The sequence below is a fragment of the Chelativorans sp. J32 genome (assembly GCF_000518985.1).
GTDB lineage: Bacteria > Pseudomonadota > Alphaproteobacteria > Rhizobiales > Rhizobiaceae > Chelativorans.
The window spans coordinates 211,219-227,258 of sequence record NZ_JAEQ01000004.1; the positions used below are offsets into that span (position 1 = coordinate 211,219).

The 16,040-nt window shown below is 61.6% G+C and carries 13 protein-coding genes; all 13 read left to right on the forward strand.

Annotation, left to right across the window (positions count from 1 at the left end):
- The first annotated feature begins 3 nt into the window (after window positions 1–3).
- The 13 genes from CHEJ32_RS0108330 (at window position 4) to CHEJ32_RS0108390 (ending at window position 16,038) form a co-directional block, all read left to right on the forward strand.
- Window positions 4–1,194 (forward strand): NADH-quinone oxidoreductase subunit D, encoded by a 1,191-nt coding sequence (locus CHEJ32_RS0108330; protein ID WP_028033462.1) that lies wholly within the window; start codon window positions 4–6, stop codon window positions 1,192–1,194.
- The gene (locus tag CHEJ32_RS0108335) at window positions 1,194–2,480 is read left to right on the forward strand and encodes an NADH-quinone oxidoreductase subunit E (RefSeq protein WP_028033463.1); all 1,287 of its coding nucleotides are present in this window, start codon (window positions 1,194–1,196) and stop codon (window positions 2,478–2,480) included. The genes CHEJ32_RS0108330 and CHEJ32_RS0108335 overlap by 1 nt, the downstream gene beginning before the upstream one ends.
- A 10-nt stretch (window positions 2,481–2,490) precedes the next feature.
- Window positions 2,491–3,795 (forward strand): NADH-quinone oxidoreductase subunit NuoF, encoded by a 1,305-nt coding sequence (gene nuoF / locus CHEJ32_RS0108340; RefSeq protein ID WP_028033464.1) that lies wholly within the window; start codon window positions 2,491–2,493, stop codon window positions 3,793–3,795.
- A 54-nt stretch (window positions 3,796–3,849) separates the two neighbouring features.
- Window positions 3,850–5,931: an NADH-quinone oxidoreductase subunit NuoG gene (gene nuoG, locus CHEJ32_RS0108345; protein ID WP_028033465.1), complete on the forward strand. Its 2,082-nt coding sequence runs from the start codon at window positions 3,850–3,852 to the stop codon at window positions 5,929–5,931.
- A gap of 12 nt (window positions 5,932–5,943) precedes the next feature.
- On the forward strand, window positions 5,944–6,987 hold the full coding sequence (gene nuoH / locus CHEJ32_RS0108350) for an NADH-quinone oxidoreductase subunit NuoH (RefSeq protein ID WP_028033466.1): 1,044 nt from the start codon (window positions 5,944–5,946) through the stop codon (window positions 6,985–6,987).
- A 34-nt stretch (window positions 6,988–7,021) separates the two neighbouring features.
- Window positions 7,022–7,513 (forward strand): NADH-quinone oxidoreductase subunit NuoI, encoded by a 492-nt coding sequence (gene nuoI, locus CHEJ32_RS0108355; RefSeq protein WP_028033467.1) that lies wholly within the window; start codon window positions 7,022–7,024, stop codon window positions 7,511–7,513.
- Window positions 7,514–7,630: 117 nt separating this feature from the next.
- Window positions 7,631–8,251, forward strand: coding sequence for an NADH-quinone oxidoreductase subunit J (locus CHEJ32_RS0108360; RefSeq protein ID WP_028033468.1), 621 nt, complete (start codon window positions 7,631–7,633; stop codon window positions 8,249–8,251).
- 4 nt (window positions 8,252–8,255) lie between these two features.
- Window positions 8,256–8,564, forward strand: coding sequence for an NADH-quinone oxidoreductase subunit NuoK (gene nuoK / locus CHEJ32_RS0108365; RefSeq protein WP_028033469.1), 309 nt, complete (start codon window positions 8,256–8,258; stop codon window positions 8,562–8,564).
- A 15-nt stretch (window positions 8,565–8,579) separates the two neighbouring features.
- Window positions 8,580–10,568, forward strand: coding sequence for an NADH-quinone oxidoreductase subunit L (gene nuoL / locus CHEJ32_RS0108370; protein WP_028033470.1), 1,989 nt, complete (start codon window positions 8,580–8,582; stop codon window positions 10,566–10,568).
- 3 nt (window positions 10,569–10,571) lie between these two features.
- Window positions 10,572–12,074: an NADH-quinone oxidoreductase subunit M gene (locus CHEJ32_RS0108375; protein WP_028033471.1), complete on the forward strand. Its 1,503-nt coding sequence runs from the start codon at window positions 10,572–10,574 to the stop codon at window positions 12,072–12,074.
- 16 nt (window positions 12,075–12,090) lie between these two features.
- Window positions 12,091–13,530: an NADH-quinone oxidoreductase subunit NuoN gene (nuoN, locus tag CHEJ32_RS0108380; RefSeq protein ID WP_028033472.1), complete on the forward strand. Its 1,440-nt coding sequence runs from the start codon at window positions 12,091–12,093 to the stop codon at window positions 13,528–13,530.
- Between the two features lies 1 nt (window position 13,531).
- Window positions 13,532–14,356 carry a biotin--[acetyl-CoA-carboxylase] ligase gene (locus CHEJ32_RS0108385; RefSeq protein ID WP_028033473.1) on the forward strand — a complete coding sequence of 275 codons (825 nt, stop codon included), beginning with the start codon at window positions 13,532–13,534 and terminating at the stop codon, window positions 14,354–14,356.
- 14 nt (window positions 14,357–14,370) lie between these two features.
- The gene (locus CHEJ32_RS0108390; RefSeq protein WP_028033474.1) at window positions 14,371–16,038 is read left to right on the forward strand and encodes a ribonuclease J; all 1,668 of its coding nucleotides are present in this window, start codon (window positions 14,371–14,373) and stop codon (window positions 16,036–16,038) included.
- Window positions 16,039–16,040: the final 2 nt, after the last annotated feature.

Below are 16,040 nucleotides of genomic sequence, written 5' to 3' on the forward strand. Positions count from 1 at the left end.
CCTGTGCCTGAAACATCGGTCCGCAATTTCAATATCAATTTCGGCCCGCAGCATCCGGCTGCGCACGGCGTTTTGCGCCTGGTGCTCGAACTCGATGGCGAGGTGGTCGAGCGTGTCGATCCGCATATCGGGCTTTTGCATCGCGGCACCGAGAAGCTGATCGAGCATAAGACCTACCTGCAGGCGATTCCCTATTTCGACCGCCTCGACTATGTGGCGCCGATGAACCAGGAGCACGCCTTCGCGCTCGCGGTGGAGCGGCTCTTAGGCATCGACGTGCCCATTCGCGGCCAGCTCATCCGCGTGCTTTATTCAGAGATCGGCCGCATCCTGAACCACCTGCTGAACGTGACGACTCAGGCCATGGACGTCGGCGCGCTCACCCCGCCATTGTGGGGGTTCGAAGAGCGCGAGAAGCTGATGGTCTTCTACGAGCGGGCCTCGGGTGCGCGCATGCACGCCGCCTATTTCCGCCCGGGCGGCGTCCACCAGGATTTGCCCGAGAAGCTGGTGGAGGATATCGGCAAGTGGATCGACCCGTTCCTGAAGACGGTCGATGATCTCGATGAGCTTCTGACGGAAAACCGCATCTTCAAGCAGCGCAACGCCGATATCGGCGTGATCTCGCTCGAGGACGCATGGGCCTGGGGTTTCTCGGGCGTGATGGTGCGCGGTTCCGGTGCGCCATGGGACTTGCGCAAGAGCCAGCCCTACGAGTGCTACCCGGAGATGGATTTCGATATTCCGGTCGGCAAGAACGGCGACTGCTATGACCGCTATCTGATCCGCATGGAGGAGATGCGCCAGTCGGCCAAGATCATGCGGCAATGCGTGGAGCGTCTGCTCGGCAAGGACCGCGTCGGACCCGTTTCGAACCAGGACGGCAAGATCGTTCCGCCAAAGCGTGCCGCCATGAAGCGTTCGATGGAAGCGCTCATCCACCATTTCAAGCTCTACACGGAAGGCTATCACGTGCCGGCCGGCGAGGTTTATGCGGCCGTCGAGGCGCCCAAAGGCGAGTTCGGCGTCTATCTCGTCGCCGACGGCACCAACAAGCCTTACCGCTGCAAGCTGCGGGCGCCGGGGTTCGCCCATCTTCAGGCCATGGACTATATGTGCCGCGGCCATCTTCTGGCCGACGTCACGGCCGTGCTCGGCTCCCTCGATATCGTGTTTGGTGAGGTAGACAGATAATGGCAGTGCGCCGTCTCGCAGACGAAGCCGTCCAGCCCCAGGGCTTTGCCTTCACCAAGGAGAACGAGGTCTGGGCGCATCATACCATCCGGAAATATCCTCCGGGCCGCCAGCAGTCGGCGGTGATCCCGCTTCTCATGCGTGCGCAGGAGCAGGAAGGCTGGGTGACCCGTCCGGCGATCGAATATGTCGCCAGGATGCTCGACATGCCGCTGATTCGCGTGCTGGAGGTCGCGACCTTCTACACGCAGTTCCAGTTGGCACCGGTCGGCACCCGCGCCCATGTGCAGGTCTGCGGCACCACGCCTTGCATGTTGCGGGGGGCCGGCGATCTGATCGAGGTCTGCAAGAAGAAGATTCACCCCGAACCCTTCCATATCAATGAGGGCGGCACGCTTTCCTGGGAAGAGGTCGAGTGTCAGGGCGCCTGCGTGAACGCGCCCATGATTATGATCTTCAAAGACACCTACGAGGATCTGACGCCGGAGCGTCTGGAAGAGATCATCGATGCATTCGAGGCCGGTAGGGGCGATACCATCAAGCCGGGGACGCAAATCGATCGTCTCACATCGGCGCCAGCGTCGGGTCTCACGTCGCTGACGGATGAGAGCGTCGTTCTTAAATTTCCGCAGGGCGAGGAGAAGGTCGCCAAGCGGAGTAGGGCAGCTGCAACGGGCGCTGATGTGCCGCCCACGCGCGCTGCCAAGCCCAAAACGGATGCCGTAGAGACCGATGCCGCGATCAGGTCGCCTTCGCCGGTCAAGGCGCGTTCCAACGGCGAGGAGCGCGCGAGCGCCGGGGCACCGAAGGAAAACCCGGTCCAGGCAGACCGCGTGGCAGAGGAAGCTGAGTTTGCTTCCCGTACTCGCCGTCACAGCGAAAAGCCCAGCGAAGAGCAACCCTCCCTGCGCGCCCCGGAACTTAAGAAGCAGAAGGCCGCGCCCGGAATGGATGTGGGGCCGGAATCGCCCGAGCCTGCCGCAGCGCTCCAGGCGGGCAAGCCTTTGAAGATGACGCGCCCGCAGGGGATCGAGCGGCCGGCGCAGCCGGACGATCTCAAGATGATTTCCGGCGTCGGTCCGCGGATCGAAGGCATCCTGCACGAGCTCGGCATCTACACCTATGCGCAAATCGCCTCGTGGAAGAAGGCCGAGCGTGAATGGGTGGACAGCTATCTGAAATTCAGAGGCCGTATCGAGCGTGAGGACTGGGTAAAGCAGGCCAAGGCGCTCGCGAAGGGCGGCGTGGCCGAGTACGAGCGCGTGTTCGGCAAGAAGCCGCGCTGAGGAGAGATAGATGCTTCAGGACAAGGACCGCATCTTCACCAACATATACGGCCAGTTCGACCGCTCGCTTAAGGGCGCGATGGCGCGCGGCCATTGGGACGGCACGAAGGCCATCCTGGAGAAGGGCAGGGACTGGATCATCAACGAGATGAAGGCCTCCGGGCTGCGCGGGCGCGGCGGTGCTGGCTTTCCGACCGGCCTCAAATGGTCCTTCATGCCGAAGGAACCTGGCGAGAGGCCGCACTATCTGGTCGTCAATGCGGACGAGTCGGAACCGGGCACCTGCAAGGATCGAGACATCCTGCGGCACGATCCTCATACGCTCGTGGAAGGCTGCCTCATTGCCGGTTTCGCGATGGGCGCGCATGCGGCTTATATCTATGTGCGTGGCGAGTTCATCCGCGAGCGTGAAGCGCTGCAGGCGGCAATCGACGAGTGCTACGCGCACGGCCTTCTCGGCAAGAACAATATCCATGGTTGGGACTTCGACGTCATCGTTCACCATGGAGCCGGCGCCTATATCTGCGGCGAGGAGACGGCTCTGCTCGAAAGTCTCGAGGGCAAGAAGGGCCAGCCGCGGCTAAAGCCTCCATTCCCGGCGAATATGGGCCTTTATGGCTGCCCGACAACGGTGAACAATGTGGAATCCATCGCAGTGGCGCCGACGATCCTGCGCCGGGGCGCTGCATGGTTCTCCTCCTTTGGCCGGCCGAACAACGCAGGCACCAAGCTTTTCTGCATTTCCGGACATGTCAACAATCCCTGCACCGTGGAAGAGGAGATGTCGATCCCCTTCCGCGAGCTGATCGAGCGCCATTGCGGCGGGATACGCGGCGGGTGGGACAATCTCCTGGCGGTGATCCCAGGCGGCTCGTCGGTTCCGCTGGTGCCGGCCGAGCAGATCATCGACACGCCGATGGATTTCGATTCGCTGCGCGACCTGAAGTCCGGCCTCGGCACCGCGGCGGTGATCGTCATGGACAAGTCCACGGATATCGTTAAGGCCATCGCGCGGCTTTCCTACTTCTACAAGCACGAGAGCTGCGGCCAGTGCACGCCCTGTCGCGAGGGCACGGGCTGGATGTGGCGCGTGATGGAGCGGCTGGTGCGCGGCGAGGCCCGCAAGCACGAGATCGACATGCTGCTCGATGTGACGAAGCAGGTGGAAGGCCACACGATCTGCGCGCTGGGTGATGCCGCGGCCTGGCCGATCCAGGGCTTGATCCGGCATTTCCGGCCGGAGATAGAGCGGCGCATCGACGAATTCACCCGCAATGCGCACCGCGCGGAGCCCGCGCTGGTGGCTGCGGAGTAGGAAGAGCGGAAACGGGTTTTGCTTTCAGAAGCAAGCAGTTAGCGGACGGCGATAATGGCAAGATTGAAAGTCGACGGCACGGAGATCGAGGTACCCGATCACTACACGCTGCTGCAGGCTGCCGAGGAGGCGGGGGCGGAGATCCCGCGCTTCTGCTTTCACGAGCGGCTTTCCGTCGCCGGCAATTGCCGCATGTGTCTCGTCGAGGTGAAGGGCGGTCCGCCCAAGCCGCAGGCCTCCTGTGCCATGGGCGTGCGCGATCTGCGCCCTGGGCCGAATGGAGAGCTGCCGGAGGTATTCACCAAGAGCCCCATGGTGAAGAAAGCGCGCGAAGGCGTGATGGAGTTCCTGCTCATCAACCATCCGCTGGACTGCCCGATCTGCGATCAGGGCGGTGAGTGCGATCTGCAGGACCAGGCCATGGCCTATGGCGTGGACTCCTCCCGCTTTCACGAGAACAAGCGCGCCGTGGAGGATAAGTATATCGGCCCCTTGGTGAAGACGATCATGACGCGTTGCATCCACTGCACGCGCTGCGTTCGCTTCACGACCGAAGTGGCGGGCATCTCCGAGCTCGGCGCCACCGGCCGCGGCGAGGACATGGAGATCACCACTTATCTGGAGCGGGCGATGACGTCCGAGCTCCAGGGCAACGTGATCGATCTCTGCCCGGTTGGGGCACTGACGTCGAAGCCATACGCATTCCAGGCGCGGCCTTGGGAGCTCGGCAAGACGCAGTCCGTCGATGTCATGGATGCGGTGGGCTCGGCCATTCGCGTCGATACGCGGGGCCGCGAAGTGATGCGTATCCTGCCCGTCGTGAACGATGCCGTGAACGAGGAGTGGATTTCCGACAAGACCCGCTTCGTGTGGGATGGCTTGAGGACGCAGCGCCTTGACCGGCCTTATGTACGTAAGGGCAAGCGCCTGCAGCCGGCCACCTGGGGCGAGGCCTTCGAGGCTATTGCCAAGGCCGTGAAAAAGGCAGCACCTGAGAAGATCGGTGCGATCGCTGGTGACCTCGCCAGCGTCGAGGAGATGTATGCGCTGAAGCTGTTGATGCAGTCGCTGGGCTCGCCCAACATCGACTGCCGCCAGGACGGCACGGCGCTCGACCCCAAGCTGGGCCGGACCAGCTATATCTTCAACCCGACGATCGAAGGCATAGAGCAGGCAGACGCGCTGCTGATCATTGGTTCCAATCCCCGCATCGAGGCGGCGGTGCTCAACGCACGCATCCGCAAGCGTTGGCGCATGGGCGAATTCCCCATTGGCGTGATCGGCGAGGGCGGCGAGCTGCGCTACGATTACACGCATCTCGGCACCGGGCCGGAAACGCTGTCGGAGCTTGCCGAAGGGCGGGGAAGCTTCCTATCCGTGCTGAAAAACGCCAAGCGGCCGATGGTCATTGTCGGCCAAGGCGCTCTCGCACGCCCGGATGGGGCTGCCGTCTTGGGGCTCGCTGCCAAGCTTGCGCGCGATATCGAGGCAATCACACCGGAGTGGAACGGCTTTGCGGTCCTCCACACGGCGGCTGCCCGCGTGGGGGGGCTCGATCTCGGTTTCGTACCCGCTAAGGGCGGCAAGAGCGTAGCCGGGATGATGGGCACGATGGAGGTGCTCTTCCTGCTTGGAGCCGACGAGATCGACATGGGCAGGATCGGTGACGCCTTTACGGTCTATATCGGCACCCACGGCGATGCCGGCGCACACCGCGCCGATGTGATCCTTCCCGGCGCGACCTATACAGAGAAATCGGCAACCTATGTGAACACCGAAGGCCGTGTGCAGATGACCAACCGGGCTGGCTTCGCCCCCGGCGATGCCCGCGAGGACTGGGCGATACTACGCGCTCTTTCGGATGTGCTCGGCCGCAAGCTGCCCTTCGATTCGCTTCAGCAGCTGCGCTCCAAACTTTATGCCGAATTTCCGCATTTTGCGGCGCTCGATGCGATCGCGCCGGGGGCGGCGGACCAGGTTCTGGCGCTCGCGACGCTGGCGGGCAAGCTCAATCCGATGCCCTTCCTTTCGACGGTCACGGATTTCTACCTCACCAATCCGATCGCGCGGGCATCAGCCGTTATGGCCGAATGCTCCGCGCTCGCACGCGGCGAACTCAAACAGGCGGCCGAGTAGGGACGAGAAACGATGGAATCCTTTGTCACGCTCTACGTTCTTCCCGGCCTCTTGATCCTCCTCAAGTCGGTGGCGCTTATCGTCATCCTGCTCGTTGGGGTAGCTTATATCCTCTATGCCGACCGCAAGATCTGGGCTGCCGTGCAGCTTCGCCGCGGTCCGAACGTGGTCGGTCCCTGGGGCCTGTTCCAGGCCTTTGCGGATCTGTTCAAATTCGTCTTCAAGGAGCCGGTCATCCCCTCCGGCGCCAATAAGGGCGTGTTCCTGCTGGCGCCGCTGGTTGCTGCCGCACTTGCGATCGCCGCCTGGGCCGTCATCCCGGTGAACGAGGGTTGGGCCATCGCCAACATCAATGTCGGCATTCTCTACGTCTTCGCCATCGCCTCGCTCGAAGTCTATGGCGTGATCATGGGCGGCTGGGCGTCGAACTCGAAATATCCCTTCCTGGGGGCGCTGCGCTCGGCCGCGCAGATGGTCTCCTATGAAGTCTCGATCGGCTTCGTCATCGTTACCGTGCTGCTGTGCGTCGGCTCGCTCAACCTGACGGATATCGTTCTGTCCCAGCGTGACGGTATCGGAACCATGGTGGGCCTGCCCAATACGTTCCTCGATTGGCACTGGCTGGCGCTGTTCCCGATGTTCATCATCTTCTTCATCTCGGCGTTGGCCGAGACGAACCGCCCGCCCTTCGACCTGGTGGAAGCTGAGTCGGAGCTCGTCGCCGGCCACATGATCGAGTATTCCTCGACGCCGTTCCTGCTCTTCTTCCTTGGCGAGTATGTCGCCATCGTGCTCATGTGCGCGCTCACCACCATCCTCTTCCTCGGAGGCTGGCTGCCGCCCTTCGACTTCGCGCCGTTCACGTGGGTGCCGGGCGTTGTCTGGTTCGTGCTCAAGGTGGTGGCCGTCTTCTTCATGTTCGCCTTGGTGAAGGCTTTCGTGCCGCGCTACCGTTACGACCAGCTGATGCGGCTCGGTTGGAAGGTGTTCCTGCCGATCTCGCTCTTCATGGTGGTGGCGACTGCCGCATTCCTGAAATTCACGGGGCTGGCATGAGTAGCCGCCTGTCACGATTTGCCGGAGAATTATGATGTCGGCTCTTGCCCAAGCTGCGAAATCCCTTCTTCTGAAGGAATTTTTCGGTGCGATGGTCCTATCGATGCGGCAGTTCTTCGCGCCGAAGGCGACGTTGAACTACCCGCATGAGAAGGGCCCTCTTTCGCCGCGCTTCCGTGGCGAGCACGCTCTACGCCGTTACCCCAACGGGGAAGAGCGCTGCATCGCATGCAAGCTTTGCGAGGCGATTTGCCCGGCGCAGGCCATCACCATCGAGGCAGGCCCGCGCCGCAACGATGGCACGCGCCGCACCGTGCGCTACGACATCGATATGGTGAAGTGCATCTATTGCGGCTTCTGCCAGGAGGCTTGCCCGGTGGATGCAATCGTTGAAGGGCCGAATTTCGAGTTCGCGACGGAAACGCGCGAGGAACTCTATTACGACAAGGAAAAGCTGCTTGCGAATGGCGACCGGTGGGAGCGCGAGCTTGCGCGCAACATCGCGCTTGATGCGCCATATCGCTGAGCAGGCGGGGCTTGCAGGAGTAGACGAGGGCGGGGCGCTCCTTTAAGAGGGCCGGCAATCGGGGCGGAATGAAGCCGCGGCGGGCAGCCGTGGCCAGGAAAAACACCGAGGGTATCGATGCTGACAGGACTCGAGGCGATCTTCTTTTATCTCTTCGCCTTCATCGGGGTTGCGGCGGCCTTCATGGTCATTTCCGCACGCAATCCGGTGCACTCGGTGCTTTATCTGATCCTGACCTTTTTCAATGCGGCGGCACTGTTCCTGCTCGCAGGCGCCGAGTTCCTGGCGATGATTCTCCTCATCGTCTATGTGGGCGCGGTGGCCGTGCTCTTCCTCTTCGTCGTCATGATGCTCGACGTCGATTTTGCCGAGCTGAAGCAGGGCGCGCTGCAATATGCGCCGATCGGCGCGACAGTCGGCATCATACTTGCGGTCGAGTTGATCGTGGTGCTCGGCGGATATGCTTTTTCGCCGGAGATTGCCGCCGACATCGCCCAGCCGGCACCGGCACTTGCCGAGCGGCACAACACGGCCGCCTTGGGCGATATCCTTTACACGAACTACTTTTTCTTCTTCCAGGTCGCGGGACTGATCCTGCTCGTCGCCATGATCGGGGCGATCGTTTTGACGCTCCGCCACAAGCCCAATGTGAAGCGGCAGAACATTGCCGCCCAGGTGGCACGCACACCGGCGACCGCAATCGAGATTCGCAAGGTGGAAACGGGCGAGGGAATTTGAAGCAATGGAAGTCGGTATTGCGCACTATCTCACCGTTTCGGCCGTCCTGTTCACGCTCGGCGTCTTCGGCATTTTCCTCAATCGCAAGAACGTCATCATCATCCTGATGTCGATCGAACTCATCCTGCTTTCCGTGAACCTCAATTTCATCGCCTTCTCGGCGGTGCTGGGCGATCTGGTGGGGCAGGTCTTTGCACTGTTCGTGCTCACCGTCGCTGCGGCCGAGGCCGCAATCGGGCTTGCCATCCTGGTGGTCTTCTTCCGCAACCGCGGCTCGATCGCGGTGGAAGACATCAACACGATGAAGGGCTGAGGCTAGAGGGACATCATGTATCAAGCGATTGTTTTCCTTCCGCTTGCGGGATTCCTGATTGCTGGGCTGTTCGGCCGTTCCATCGGGGCAAGAGGGTCGGAGCTGATCACCTCCGGGTTCCTGGTGATCGCTGCCGTGCTTTCTTGGATTGCCTTCTTCACCGTCGCGTTGGGCGATGGCGAGGCTTTCACCGTCCCGCTCCTGCGCTTCATCTCCTCGGGTGCGCTCGATGTCGACTGGGCGCTCAGGATAGATACGCTCACCGCCGTGATGCTGGTGGTGGTCAACACGGTTTCGGCGCTGGTTCATATCTACTCGATCGGGTACATGCACCACGATCCGGACAGACCGCGCTTCTTCGCCTATCTGTCGCTCTTCACCTTTGCCATGCTGATGCTGGTGACCGCCGACAATCTGGTGCAGATGTTCTTCGGCTGGGAAGGGGTGGGCCTCGCCTCCTATCTTCTAATCGGCTTCTGGTACAAAAAACCTTCCGCGAATGCGGCGGCCATGAAGGCCTTCATCGTCAACCGTGTGGGCGATTTCGGCTTCCTGCTCGGCATTTTCGGGATTTTCGTTCTTTTCGGCTCGGTCAATTTCGACACGATCTTCGCGAACACGGCCGCGTTCATGCCCTCGGAGGGCGCCGCTGAAGCCGCGCAGCCGGTGCTCACCTTCCTCGGCTACGCGCTCGATCCTCATGCAGCCTTGACCATCGTTTGCCTGCTCCTCTTCATGGGCGCGATGGGCAAGTCGGCGCAGGTGCCGCTCCACACCTGGCTCCCGGATGCCATGGAAGGCCCGACGCCGGTTTCAGCGCTCATCCATGCGGCGACCATGGTGACCGCCGGCGTCTTCATGGTGGCGCGTCTCTCGCCAATCTTCGAGCTGTCGCCGACCGCATTGACGGTAGTGACCGCGGTCGGCGCCATCACTGCGTTCTTTGCAGCCACCGTCGGCCTCGTGCAGAACGACATCAAGCGCGTAATCGCCTACTCGACTTGCTCGCAGCTCGGCTACATGTTCGTGGCGCTCGGGACCGGCTTCTATAGCGCGGCGATCTTCCACCTCTTCACCCACGCTTTCTTCAAGGCGCTGCTCTTCTTGGGCGCGGGCTCCGTGATCCATGCCGTTTCCGACGAGCAGGACATGCGCAAGATGGGCGGCCTGAGAAGGCTCATCCCGCAGACCTATTGGATGATGGTGATCGGTACCCTCGCTTTGACCGGCGTCGGCATCCCCGGCACGCTCATCGGCACCGCAGGCTTCTTCTCGAAGGACGCTATCATCGAAGGTTCGTTCATGGGCCACAATGCCGTGGCGCCCATTGCCTTCGTGCTCCTGGTCGTCGCGGCGGTGTTCACGAGCTTCTATTCGTGGCGGCTGATCTTCATGACGTTCCACGGCAAGCCCCGTGCTTCCGCCGACGTCATGCACCACGTGCACGAATCCCCCTATGTGATGCTTGTGCCTCTGTTTCTGCTGGCCATCGGCGCGATCTTTGCCGGCCTCGTCTTCCAAGGCTTCTTCATCGGCGCTGGCTACGAGAATTTCTGGAAGGGCACGCTTTTCACGCTTCCGGAGAACCACATCCTCGAGGAGTTCCACCACGTGCCGCTTTGGGTCAAGTTCTCGCCCTTCGTGGCCATGCTTCTCGGCCTCTTGATCGCCTGGCAGTTCTACATCCGCTCGCCGGAAAGCCCGAAGCGGCTCGCCGAGCGGCATCGCGGGCTTTATGCCTTCCTTCTCAACAAGTGGTATTTCGACGAGGCCTACGATTTCCTGTTCGTGCGCCCGGCGAAGCGCCTCGGCCGCTTCCTCTGGAAGAAGGGCGACGGTTGGTTCATCGATGGCCTGGGCCCGGACGGCATTTCCGCCCGCGTGGTCGATGTCGCCAATCGCGTGGTCAAGCTGCAGACCGGCTACCTCTACCACTACGCCTTTGCGATGCTGATCGGCGTCGCCGCCTTCGTGACCTGGATGATGCTTGGGAGCTCGTTCTAAACCATGACCGATTGGCCCATTCTTTCCACGGTCACCTTTCTGCCGCTGGTCGGTGCCTTCCTCATCCTGCTCATCAGGGATGACGGGCAGAGCGCGCGCCGCAATATCCGCAATGTTGCGCTGCTGACGACGGTCTTCACGTTCATCCTGTCCCTCTTCATCTGGATTGGGTTCGACTATTCGAATCCGGGCTTCCAGATGGTGGAGAAGCGGGAGTGGCTCGACTCCGGCATCTCCTATCATATGGGCGTTGACGGCATCTCGATGCTGTTCGTCATCCTCACGACGTTCCTGATGCCCTTCTGCATCCTGGCGAGCTGGGAAACCATCGAGAACCGCGTCAAGGAATACATGATCGCGTTCTTGATCCTGGAAACGCTGATGATCGGCGTTTTCTGCGCGCTCGACATCGTGCTCTTCTACGTGTTCTTCGAGGCGGGCCTCATCCCGATGTTCATCATCATCGGCGTCTGGGGCGGCAAGCGGCGCGTCTATGCGAGCTTCAAGTTCTTCCTCTACACGCTTTTGGGCTCCGTGCTGATGCTGCTGGCCATGATGGCCATGTTCTGGCAGGCCGGCACGACGGATATCCCGACGCTGTTGACGCACGCCTTCCCGGTTCAGATGCAGTATTGGCTATGGGCTGCCTTCTTCGCCTCCTTCGCGGTGAAGATGCCCATGTGGCCGGTGCATACCTGGCTGCCGGACGCTCACGTGGAGGCGCCGACGGCCGGTTCGGTCATCCTTGCCGGCATTCTCCTCAAGATGGGCGGTTACGGGTTCCTGCGTTTCTCGCTTCCCATGTTCCCTGTCGCCTCGGCGGATCTCGCGCCCTTCGTCTTCACGCTTTCGGTCGTCGCCATCGTGTACACTTCGCTGGTGGCGATGATGCAGGAGGATATCAAGAAGCTTATTGCCTATTCCTCCGTCGCCCATATGGGCTTCGTGACCATGGGCATCTTCACCATGAACGAGCAGGGCGTGCAGGGAGCCATCTTCCAGATGCTCTCCCACGGTCTGGTCTCGGGCGCGCTGTTCCTCTGCGTCGGCGTGATCTATGACCGCATGCACACCCGCGAGATCGCCGCCTATGGCGGCCTCGTGAACAACATGCCGAAATATGCGGTCGCGTTCATGCTCTTCACAATGGCGAATGTGGGCCTGCCTGGCACCAGCGGGTTCGTGGGCGAATTCCTGACCTTGCTCGCGGCCTTCCGGGTCAATACCTGGGTTGCTTTCTTCGCCACTACGGGCGTGATCCTTTCGGCAGCCTATGCGCTGTGGCTCTATCGGCGCGTGATCTTCGGTGCGCTGACGAAGGAGAGCTTGAAAGGCCTTACGGATCTTTCGCTGCGCGAGAAAACGATCCTTTATCCGCTTATGGCCTTGGTCATTTTCTTCGGCATCTATCCTTCCGCGCTGATCGATACGACCACGGCTTCGGTGAGCGCGCTGCTCGACCATGTCAGCGCATCGCTTTCATCCGCGCAAGCGGCGCTAAATTGAACGGGAAGACCTCGCAATGACCTTTGATCTCGCTTCGAGCCTGGCCCTCGCGGTTCCCGAGGTGGCGCTTGCCGTAGGCGCGATGGTGCTGCTGATGATCGGCGTCTTCTCGAATGAGAAGGCGAACAACACCGTCACGGGTCTTGCCGTGGCGCTTTTCCTCGCCGTCATCGCGTGGACCATCATCTTCCCCGCCGATGGCGAGGCATTCGGCGGCGCCTTCATCAGCGACGCTTTCTCGCGTTTCATGAAGCTCTTGACTCTGGTTGGCGCGGTCGTGACGCTCATCATGTCCGTGGGCTTTGCCAAGGCCGAGAAGTTCGACAAGTTCGAGTATCCGGTCCTGATCATGCTATCGACGCTCGGCATGCTTCTCATGGTCTCGGCCAACGATATGATCTCGCTCTATCTTGGCCTCGAGCTGCAATCGCTCGCCCTTTATGTGGTCGCTGCGATCAACCGCGACAGCGTGCGCGCAACGGAAGCTGGCCTGAAATATTTCGTCCTGGGCGCGCTTTCCTCAGGCATGCTGCTTTACGGCGTTTCCCTAGTCTACGGCTTCACCGGCAACACGGGCTTTGAAGCGATCGCCACGGCGCTTTCCAATGGCGGTGAGCGGCAGCTTGGCCTCGTCTTTGGTCTGGTCTTCGTGCTCGCCGGTCTTGCGTTCAAAATCTCGGCGGTGCCGTTCCATATGTGGACGCCCGACGTCTATGAGGGCGCGCCAACGCCGGTAACGGCCTTCTTCGCGGCTGCCCCCAAAATGGCTGCCATTGCTCTTCTCGTCCGCGTGACGATGCAGGCATTCGAGCCGATCGCGATCGATTGGCAGCAGATCGTGGTCTTCATCTCGATCGCTTCGATGCTGCTCGGCTCCTTTGCCGCCATCGGCCAGCGCAACATCAAGCGGCTGATGGCCTATTCTTCCATTGGCCATATGGGCTTTGCGCTGGTGGGACTTGCTGCCAATTCGCAGGCCGGCGTCCGCGGCGTCATCATTTACATGCTGATCTATCTGGCGATGACGCTCGGCACCTTCGCCTTCATCCTGGCGATGCGGCGAAACGATACCAATGTGGAACAGATCGAGGATCTGGCGGGCATCGCCTCCACCAATCCGGTCATGGCGACGGTCATGACCATCCTGATGTTCTCGATGGCCGGCATCCCACCGCTCGCGGGTTTCTGGGCCAAGTGGTACGTGTTCCTGGCGGCGATCAATGCCGGGCTGGTTCCCCTCGCGATCATCGGCGTCCTCTCCTCCGTCGTTGCGGCCTATTATTACCTCCGCATCATCAAGATCATGTGGTTCGACGAGTCCGTCGGCGCGTTCCAGTCCATGGCAGGCGAGTTGCGTTTTGTGCTCACCCTTTCGGGCGCCTTCGTTCTCCTCTACGTGTTTTTTGGCGGACCTTTGGGCCGTTTGGCGGAAGCCGCGGCGATGACGTTCTTCTGAAATGTTTGCGCTTGCACCCTCGGCCTCTGTCGCCGACTACCGGCTTGAAGCGCATGAGAGTGTGGGTTCCACAAACGCGCTGGCACTTGAAGCTGCGCTGAAAGGCGATCCAGGAAAGCTTTGGATCGTCTCGAAAAACCAGACAAGCGGGCGCGGGAGGCGTGGCCGCGCCTGGGCCACGCCTCCCGGGAATCTCGCAGCCACCCTGCTTCTTGCCGACAGGATCGAGCCAGGCATGGCCGCGACGCTCGGCTTCGTCGCGGGCCTGTCGCTTTCGGATGCGCTGCGCCAAGTGGCGCCGGCGGCCCGACTCGGCATCGGAATTGATGGTGGCGAAGAGAAGGGGAAGCGCAACCGTTTTGAGCTCAAGTGGCCAAACGATGTGCTCGCCGATGGTTCCAAACTAGCCGGCATCCTTCTCGAATCCTCTGTCCTGGACCAAGGGCGGTTTGCGGTGGCTATCGGGATCGGCGTCAATATTGTTTCGCATCCGGTCGACACGCCCTATCCCGCAACCTCTCTGCAGACGCTCGGCGTCGACTGTGATGCCGAGCGGGTATTCGAAGCGCTTTCGGCGGCCTGGGTCGACAATTTCGATCTCTGGCGAGGACCGGGAGGGATGTCAGCCATCCGCAACCGTTGGCTCGAGCAGGCCGCAGGTCTCGGCTCTATGGTCTCTGTACGGGCGGACGGGCGCGTGGTGCGCGGCACCTTTGAAACAATCGACGACCAGTGCCGGTTCGTCGTAAGGGAAGATGATGGATCGCGGCTCCTGATTGCCGCGGGTGATGTGCATTTTGGCGCCGTGGCGTCAGTGAGGGAATAGGAAAAGGAGAGGGCGTGGCATCCGGCGAAGCGGAACTGGTTTTCTGCCCATTGGGCGGAGTCGGCGAGATTGGAATGAATTTGGCCCTTTATGGTTACGGGCCGCGCGACAACCGCTCCTGGATCATGATCGATTGTGGGGTGAGCTTCCCCGGCGAGAACCTGCCAGGGGTCGATCTCGTTCTGCCGGACACCCGCTTCGTCGAGGAACAGCTTCCCAATCTCGCGGGCATCATCATCACCCATGCCCATGAAGACCACTACGGCGCGCTGCTGGATCTTTGGCCACGGCTGAAGGCAAATGTTTGGATGTCGCCCTTTGCCGCCGGACTGCTCGAGGCCAAGCGGGAAGGGGAGACGAATGCGCCGAAGGTGCCGGTTACGATCTACAGGGCCGGGGAGACGTTCACCGTCGGCCCCTTTAAGATCGAGGCGATTGCGGTCGCCCACTCCATTCCCGAGCCCGTCTCGCTTGCGATTACCACGCCGGCGGGAACGCTGATCCACACTGGCGACTGGAAGATCGATCCGGCGCCCGAACTGGGGCCGAAGACGGACGAGAACCGTTTCCGCGCATTGGGCGAAAAGGGCGTGCTCGCCCTGGTTTGTGATTCCACGAACGCGCTCCGCGAAGGCGTTTCCCCGTCGGAGCAGGATGTTGGAAAGGGATTGAAAGAGGTTATCGAGAAGGCGTCGGGGCGTGTCGCCGTCACCACCTTCTCCTCCAACGTGGGCCGTATCCGCTCCATCGCGGAAGCGGCGCGCGACGCGGGCCGGCAGGTGCTTGTCCTTGGCCGTTCTCTGCAGCGCGTCATCGATGTGGCTGCCGAACTGGGCTATCTGGATGGGCTGCCGCCTTTTCTCTCGGAAGAGGATTTCGGGTATATTCCCCGCGAGAATGCGGTCATCCTGTGCACCGGAAGCCAAGGCGAACCGCGCGCGGCGCTCGCCAAGCTTGCCCGCGACGAGATGCGCAATGTGGCGCTTTCGCCCGGTGACACCGTCGTCTTCTCCTCCCGCGTCATTCCCGGGAACGAAAAGGCCATTCTCACCATCAAAAACCAGCTCATCGAGCAGGGAGTAAAGGTGATCGAGGATGGCGACGCGCTGGTCCACGTTTCCGGCCATCCGCGCCGGAGCGAGCTGAAGCAGATGTATGACTGGGTGAAGCCGCGCATCCTGGTTCCCGTGCATGGGGAGGCCGCTCACCTCGTCGCACAGGGATCCCTGGGCGCTATGTCCGGTATCCCGGAAGTGGTCCAGGTCAGGAATGGAGACATGCTGCGGCTTTCGCCCGGACCTGCCGAGATCATCGACCAGGTTCCTTTCGGCCGCATCTATCGCGACGGAAAGGTCATCGGCACGGATGAGACGGTGGGTGTCCGCGAGCGGCGCAAGCTTTCCTTCGCGGGCCATGTCGCTGTGAACGTGGTGCTCGATGACCGCTATGACCTCGCAGGCGATCCGGACCTTGTGGCAATCGGCGTTGCGCATGCGGACGCGGCAGGCGAGCCACTTGAGGACATCATGCTGGACGCAGCCATCGGAGCGGTGCGCAGCATACCCCGCGGCAATCGCAGGGATCTTGATCTTGTGGGAGAGGCGGTTCGGCGCGCCGTTCGCGCGGCGGCGAACGATGCCTGGGGCAAGAAGCCCATTGTGACGGTATTCGTTACCCAGTGAGG

What these genes read in the sequence shown, in the direction of transcription:
- nuoH (WP_028033466.1), top strand. Translation starts at nt 5,944, where the DNA reads ATGGAATCCTTTGTCACGCTCTACGTTCTTCCCGGCCTCTTGATCCTC.
- CHEJ32_RS0108360 (WP_028033468.1), top strand. Translation starts at nt 7,631, where the DNA reads ATGCTGACAGGACTCGAGGCGATCTTCTTTTATCTCTTCGCCTTCATC.
- nuoG (WP_028033465.1), top strand. Translation starts at nt 3,850, where the DNA reads ATGGCAAGATTGAAAGTCGACGGCACGGAGATCGAGGTACCCGATCAC.
- CHEJ32_RS0108335 (WP_028033463.1), top strand. Translation starts at nt 1,194, where the DNA reads ATGGCAGTGCGCCGTCTCGCAGACGAAGCCGTCCAGCCCCAGGGCTTT.
- nuoN (WP_028033472.1), top strand. Translation starts at nt 12,091, where the DNA reads ATGACCTTTGATCTCGCTTCGAGCCTGGCCCTCGCGGTTCCCGAGGTG.
- nuoK (WP_028033469.1), top strand. Translation starts at nt 8,256, where the DNA reads ATGGAAGTCGGTATTGCGCACTATCTCACCGTTTCGGCCGTCCTGTTC.
- CHEJ32_RS0108385 (WP_028033473.1), top strand. Translation starts at nt 13,532, where the DNA reads ATGTTTGCGCTTGCACCCTCGGCCTCTGTCGCCGACTACCGGCTTGAA.
- CHEJ32_RS0108375 (WP_028033471.1), top strand. Translation starts at nt 10,572, where the DNA reads ATGACCGATTGGCCCATTCTTTCCACGGTCACCTTTCTGCCGCTGGTC.
- nuoF (WP_028033464.1), top strand. Translation starts at nt 2,491, where the DNA reads ATGCTTCAGGACAAGGACCGCATCTTCACCAACATATACGGCCAGTTC.
- nuoI (WP_028033467.1), top strand. Translation starts at nt 7,022, where the DNA reads ATGTCGGCTCTTGCCCAAGCTGCGAAATCCCTTCTTCTGAAGGAATTT.
- nuoL (WP_028033470.1), top strand. Translation starts at nt 8,580, where the DNA reads ATGTATCAAGCGATTGTTTTCCTTCCGCTTGCGGGATTCCTGATTGCT.